Annotated in this window: 3 protein-coding genes; 1 reads left to right on the top strand and 2 read right to left on the bottom strand. The window is 38.0% G+C overall.

Annotated elements, in window-relative coordinates; genetic code table 11:
- The first annotated feature begins 224 nt into the window (after positions 1–224).
- Positions 225–5,624, top strand: coding sequence for a trifunctional serine/threonine-protein kinase/ATP-binding protein/sensor histidine kinase (locus ACKTT2_RS07215; RefSeq protein WP_407885279.1), 5,400 nt, complete (start codon positions 225–227; stop codon positions 5,622–5,624).
- A gap of 38 nt (positions 5,625–5,662) precedes the next feature.
- On the opposite strand, the gene ACKTT2_RS07210 is transcribed toward ACKTT2_RS07215, so the two are convergent.
- Both ACKTT2_RS07210 and ACKTT2_RS07205 read right to left on the bottom strand, forming a co-directional pair.
- The gene (locus ACKTT2_RS07210) at positions 5,663–5,890 is read right to left on the bottom strand and encodes a DUF6887 family protein (protein ID WP_407885278.1); all 228 of its coding nucleotides are present in this window, start codon (positions 5,888–5,890) and stop codon (positions 5,663–5,665) included.
- Positions 5,887–6,027: a DUF6888 family protein gene (locus ACKTT2_RS07205; protein WP_407885277.1), complete on the bottom strand. Its 141-nt coding sequence runs from the start codon at positions 6,025–6,027 to the stop codon at positions 5,887–5,889. The genes ACKTT2_RS07210 and ACKTT2_RS07205 overlap by 4 nt, the downstream gene beginning before the upstream one ends.
- Between the last annotated feature and the right edge of the window lies 1 nt (position 6,028).

Genomic DNA, 6,028 nt, shown 5'->3' with positions numbered 1-6,028 from the left:
TCTGGGGTTGGGGGGAAACCCCCGCACGGTGAGCCAGCGCTGCAGGAGGGTTTCCCTCCGTAGGCGACTGGCGAACCCCGAAGGGGCGCTGCTCTCCGCACCACAAAAACTGTATTGGTTAGGGACGAGTGTAATGTTATATCTGAGCGGCAAGTGGGAATAATAAACTATAAATCCCTCATTTAGTGGGATTTTTATGTATTTTTCACTCCCCAGGAACCTTTATGCCTACTAGCTTTGGATACCAAATCATCTCCACCCTCCACTCAGGCATCCAAACTATTGTCTACAGAGTACAAACGTCAGATCGGGAACAACCATCTATCCTTAAACTTCTGCTAGCTGAGTATCCTACCTTAGAAGCTATAACTTGCCTCAAACATGAGTATCATGTTCAGGAAAACTTACAGCATCCCGGTATCGTCGAAGTTATTGGTTTAAAAACATTTAACAATCGATTGGGGCTGTTATTAGAAGATTTTGGTGGTAACTCCTTAGCACAACTATTGCAAACAAAAAAACTTGATTGGGTTACCTGTTTAAGTATCGCCATCCAATTGACTAAATCTTTAGATTATCTACATCAAAACCAGATTATTCATAAAGATATCAAACCCAGCAATATCATTATCAATTCTGAAACCGGAGTTGTGAAACTTACCGATTTTGGTATTGCCTCTCGCCTCAACCAAGAAAACCCATATTTTACAAACCCTAACGCTGTTGAAGGTACACTTGCTTATATGTCTCCCGAACAAACCGGGAGAATGAATCGCACTCTTGACTATCGCACGGACTTTTACTCTCTCGGTGTAACTTTATATGAAATACTGACAGGGACTTTACCGTTTCCGAGTTCCGATCCTTTAGAAATAGTTTACAATCACATCGCTGCTTTTCCAATTCCACCACACCAACATAATCCAGAAATTCCTAAAGCTATATCAGCAATTGTGATGAAGTTGATGGCAAAAAATGCCGAAGATAGGTATCAAAGTGGAGCGGGATTATTAGCTGATTTAGAAATTTGTGCTGAAAAATTAACAACTCAGGGAGACATGACTCATTTTACTCCCGGACGTTTAGATATCTTAAGTCAGTTATTAATACCTCAAAAATTATATGGTCGCGAACAACAAGTCAATGAACTGCTAGCAGCATTTAATCGTATCAGCCAAGGAACTAGCGAAACAGTCTTAGTTTCTGGTTATTCTGGTATTGGAAAATCTTCCGTAGTCAATGAAGTTAATAAACCTATAACTAGGCAAAAAGGATATTTTATTAGCGGAAAGTTTGACCAATTCAAACGCAATATTCCCTATGCTTCGTTGATTCAAGCTTTTAGCTCTTTAATGAGACAATTGCTGACAGAAAGTTCAGAGCAATTGCAAGAATGGCAATCTAGAATATTAACTGCATTAGGAACCAACGGTCAAGTTATTATTGATGTTATTCCGGAAGTGGAATTAGTCATTGGTAAACAGCCAGAAGTTCCACAACTTGGAGTAACAGAATCTCAAAACCGATTTAATCGTATCTTTAAAAAATTTATTAGTGTATTTAGTTCCTACGAGCATCCCTTAGTCCTATTTTTAGATGATTTACAATGGGCAGATTCAGCTACATTGAAATTAATGGAATTACTGATGACTGACAGCGAAAGCAAATATCTTTTATTGATTGGTGCTTATCGAGATAATGAAGTCAGTGCTACTCATCTTTTAATGCAAACAGTTGAAGAAATTCAGCAAGTTAGTATTGTTAATAATATTGTACTCAAAGCTTTAGAACTAAGTCATGTATTTCAACTAGTTAGCGATACCCTTAACGATACAGAGGACAATCTAAAGATACAAGAACTGGCATCTCTTTTATTTTATAAAACGGCTGGTAATCCATTTTTCTTAACGCAAATATTGAAGTCTTTGTATCGGGAAAAGTTACTGATTTTTGACTTCTTTACTGGACGTTGGTGTTGGAATATCCAGCAAATTCAGACAGTTGGTATCACAGATTTGAGCGTTGTGGAGCTCATTGCTAGTCAGATTAGTAAGCTACCACTAGCAACTCAGGAAATTTTGAAGCTGGCTGCTTGTATAGGCGATCGCTTTAAACTAAACGTGCTTGCTACAACGAGTAAAAAATCTTCGCTCTTAGTAGGAGAAGATTTGTGGTTTGCCTTACAGCAAGGACTGATTTTACCTTTAACTAACGACTACAAAATCCCTTTATTATTTGCATCTGAAGAACTTAAGTGTTTTAGCTTTGATAATTCTCGCCTTGAGTATCGCTTTCTACACGATCGCGTACAACAAGCGGCATATTCTCTCATTCCACAGAATCAAAAGCAAACCACACATTTAGAAATTGGTAGATCGCTGCTTTTGAATACACCGACAGAACAATTAGCCGAGAATATTTTTGATATTGTCAACCAACTTAATCGAGGGATTGAGTTAATCCAAGAATCCCAAGAAAAAATTCAACTAGCGGATTTGAATCGCATCGCCGGACAAAGAGCTTTGCTCTCAGCTGCCTTTGAACCTGCTTATAATTATTTTACTCAAGGGATAGCTTTATTACCGACAAATTCTTGGAAGCAATTTTATCAAGTAACAGTAGGACTGTATACAGGTGCAGCAGAAGCCGCTTGCTTGAGTACAAATTTTGTTGCAACCAAAGAGTTATCTGACATTGCATTAGCAAATATAGACGATATTAACAATAAAGTTAAGATTTACGAACTGCTGATACTTTACTATCACACCCAGTCACAGTTTAAAGAAGCAGTTACAATGGCAGTGCAAACCTTAGCACAGTTAGGAGAAACATTGCCAGAAAATCCCGACAATCAAAGTTTTATCGATGCCTTTAGCCATACACAACAACTGATTGCACAAACAGGTTTTGAAAATCTCGATCGCCTACCAATTCTAAAAGATTCCAATAAATGGGATGCTTTGCGGATTCTTCGTCGCGCTTTCACTCCAGCTTACTTTGGAATGCCACAAATGCTGGGGCTGATTGTTTGTCGCTTGGTGGATATCACCATCCAATATGGTGAGTCACCCTTAACTCCTTATGCTTTTGGAATGTTTAGTGTTCTGTTAAATAGTAGTGTAGGTGATATAGCCTCGGGGTCAAAGTTCGGCGAATTGGCAGTGACTATTTATCAGCAACGGCAAAACAGTTTAGAACATAAAACTGCATTTTATGCTCTTTTGTATGGGTTATCACGACCTTTTTACAAACCTCTAAGAAGCTGCATTAAACCCCTCATTGAGGGTTACTTGAGTTTTTCAGAAAGTGGAGATGCAGAACACAGCGCCTACTGTATTGTCAATGTTTATTTCTCTTGTGTGCTAGCGGGACAACCTTTAGAAGAGATACCACCAACTTTTGAGAAATTTATTCAACATATCCTTGGGTTTAAACAGGAACAGGTGATTAAGCAGCTTTACATTTGGACTCAGGTTATTCACAATTTAACAGGACGTTCTACATATAAGGCTTTACTGAAAGGGGATTATTTTGATATTGAAGTCACGCTACCACAGCTTTATGCTACCCAGAATTTTAACACGGTTAATTACACCAACATTGCCCAGTCTATGCTCTACTATATTTTTGAGGAGTATGAACTAGCACGGACTCATGCGGCTCAAACTGAACCTTACTTGGGTGCAAGTAGTGGAAAATTTCTGATATTTGCTCATAATTTTTACTATTCTCTAAGTTTGGCTGCACTTTATGATGCAGCTTGTGAGTTAGAGCAAACTCAGTTTTTAGAAAAATTGCAAGCAAATCAGCAGAAGATGAAAAAATGGGCTAATTTTTGCCCAGAAAATTTCCTACACAAATACTTACTAGTAGAGGCGGAGATTGCTCGGATTACAGGAAATGATTTAGCTGCAATGGATTTGTACGATCGCGCGATCGCCTCAGCTAAAGAAAACGGTTTTATGCAGAATGAAGCATTAGGGAATGAATTGGCTGCTAAGTTCTGGTCAAATAAGAAAAAAGAGGAGTTTTCCAAACTGTATATGACCAATGCTTACTATGCTTACATTCGATGGGGAGCTATAGCTAAAGCAAAAGATTTAGAATCAAAGTACACTTTTTTATTAGCGCAAACTCGCGTTGTAGAAACCCCTACACGTGATGCAACGACTCACATTACCACCATAACAACGACGACAAGTGGTTTGAGCGAATTATTAGACGTAAATACCTTTGTTAAATTTTCGCAAACTATTACCAGTGAAATTGTTTTAGAAAGCTTATTGAGTAAGTTAGTCAAAATTTTGTTAGAAAATGCTGCAGCACAAAAAGGTTTGTTACTACTGCTCAAAGATGAGCGATTTTATATAGAAGCTACTGGTAGTGCTGATAATGCAGTAACCGTGTTAGAATCTATTCCTGTGGAAACGAGTTGCGATTTACCTCTCTCTGTTATTAATTACGTTTTTAGAAGTCAAAAGAATCTTGTCTTAAATGATGTCACTGTTGACGAGCGTTTCCACGCCGATATCTATATTCAAGAAAATCTACCAAAATCCATTCTTTGTTTGCCAATTATTTACCAATCATCTTTGCAAGGAATTATTTACTTAGAAAATCGATTGACTGTTGGGGCTTTCACTCCAGAAAGGCTAGAAATCTTAAAAGTTTTGGTTTCACAAGTAGCTATTGCTATAGAAAATGCTCAACTTTATGCACGAGAGCAAGAAAAAAACAGGCAATTAGAAAAGTATTTGCAAGATATACAACAAGCACAACTGCAACTCATTCAAAGTGAAAAAATGTCTTCTCTTGGGAACTTAGTTGCAGGGGTAGCCCATGAGATTAAAAATCCTCTTAGTTTTATTGGAGGTAATATTAGCAATGCAACCACCACAGTTAACGATCTCATTAATCACTTACGTCTCTATCAGGAAGAACTCCACAATCCTAGCTCCAGAATCTTAGAAGATGCTGAGGATATCGATCTAGAGTATCTCATCGAAGATTTACCCAAGATGCTTTCATCTATGAAATTAGGGTGCGATCGCATCAACAATATCAGCACATCTCTGTGTACCTTTTCCCGCAATGATAGTACTGGAAAGGTTTTAGGAAATATACATGAAGGTCTTGACAGCACAATTCTGATTTTACAACATCGTCTTAAAGCAAATCATAATCGTCCTGAGATTACAGTCATTAAGGAATATGGAGAACTTCCATTAGTCAAATGCTATTTAGGACAGTTGAATCAGGTGTTTATGAATCTTTTAGCCAATGCAATTGATGCTTTGGAGGAATCAAATTGCGGTCGGACTTTCTTAGAAATTCAAGAAAATCCTAACATTATTACTATCAAAACAGAAATAACTGAAGACAAACAAAATGCAATCATTAAGATAAAAGATAATGGGAAGGGAATACCAGAAGAAGTTCGCTCTCGTATCTTTGACCATTTATTTACTACTAAATCAGTGGGTAAAGGTACGGGATTGGGATTATCTATCAGTCGGCAAATCGTGGAAGAAACACATGGTGGAATTCTTAGTTGTGAATCTATGTTAGGAGGAACTGAATTTACGATCTCTATTCCTACCGACGACGATAAAATTTCGCTCTAGTTATGTGCTAAATTTCTCCGTTGTTCCTAACTGATGACTTATGTATGTTCAGTATCCCGTGCTTCTGAACTGTTACGAAGACGCGCCAGAAATTCGGGATAATTGTTTAACTCTTCTGGCGACTGTAATGGTGGCATTTCAATCCATTTAGCCTCGGTATGTAACTTGTCCACATAAGCATAAAATGCTTCTTGGTCATCCCGATGTGTTAAAACATAGGTGTGTAACTCTTGCCTGCTCATCTCCTGAAAATTGGGCTTGCTCATTCTACATACCTCCATCTGCCGTTAGGATATATTTCAATAATATTCTGTTCGCCTGCTAAGAAGAATATATTTCCTGTTCGCTCGTCTATACGAACTACATTTACGGGTAAGTAGAGCTTAGTAAACCAGCAACACAAG

Source organism: Scytonema hankhaensis NUACC26 (assembly GCF_045865695.1).
In the GTDB taxonomy this organism is placed as follows: Bacteria; Cyanobacteriota; Cyanobacteriia; order Cyanobacteriales; family Nostocaceae; genus Scytonema.
The sequence above is the reverse complement of the archived record's forward strand: the minus strand, read 5'-3'. Positions and strand labels throughout refer to the sequence as shown.